This is a genomic window from Clostridium sp. AM33-3, assembly GCF_003480315.1.
Taxonomy (GTDB): Bacteria; Bacillota; Clostridia; order Lachnospirales; family Lachnospiraceae; genus Brotaphodocola.
On sequence record NZ_QUIV01000053.1, the window covers coordinates 1 to 623 of the forward strand.

Consider the following 623-nt stretch of genomic DNA (forward strand, 5'->3'; position numbering starts at 1 on the left):
ACAATCGAACTCAAGGTGTCTTTCTTTTATGCAAAATCACGAACTTGCTCATTTATAGTTTTATTTTTATTTTATCATACATTTCCTGGTCGAAGGCTATTGTTATTAACTGATTTTCCGGAATTTTTACAAGAAAACGGATTTGGCCGGACGCTGGGAAATCTGCCTGGATTTCTTCGATGAAAATATCTGGATCTGCATTCTGAATTTGGGTGAAGATGTGAAGTTTCATCAACTCTATGATTTTATCATTAAGGTCGTGTTCGAAAATAAGAGCCTTTTCCCGAAGTTGCGTAAGAGAACGGACTACTCTGTATTGATAGGTTTCGCCCAGTTCATATTTTTGCCCAAAGGTTCCATCCTGGATTGCCTGAAAAGTTTCAAGGGCCAGGTGCTCGTCATGATCCATCATGACACACTGGATCATCAGTTCATGATCCGGAGAGTAGTACAGCATAGGATGGTCCACAAAGCGCGTGGAATGGCAGTGCGGGCAGATGTATTGTGAAAGATGCCCTGATAAAAGCTGCTTTTTCTGTTCCTGGTTGGTTTTGCTATTAATGTCGGAGACCGTTTCAAGTTTTGTGTAAACGTTAAAAACTGATATAAGATTTGTGAATAGT

1 protein-coding gene is annotated in these 623 nt (G+C 39.8%); it reads right to left on the minus strand.

What is annotated here, in order from left to right; all coding sequences use genetic code 11:
• Positions 1-52 precede the first annotated feature (52 nt).
• Positions 53-623: CpXC domain-containing protein (locus DW819_RS15440; RefSeq protein ID WP_182432684.1), on the minus strand; the 571-nt coding region annotated here is incomplete at its 5' end.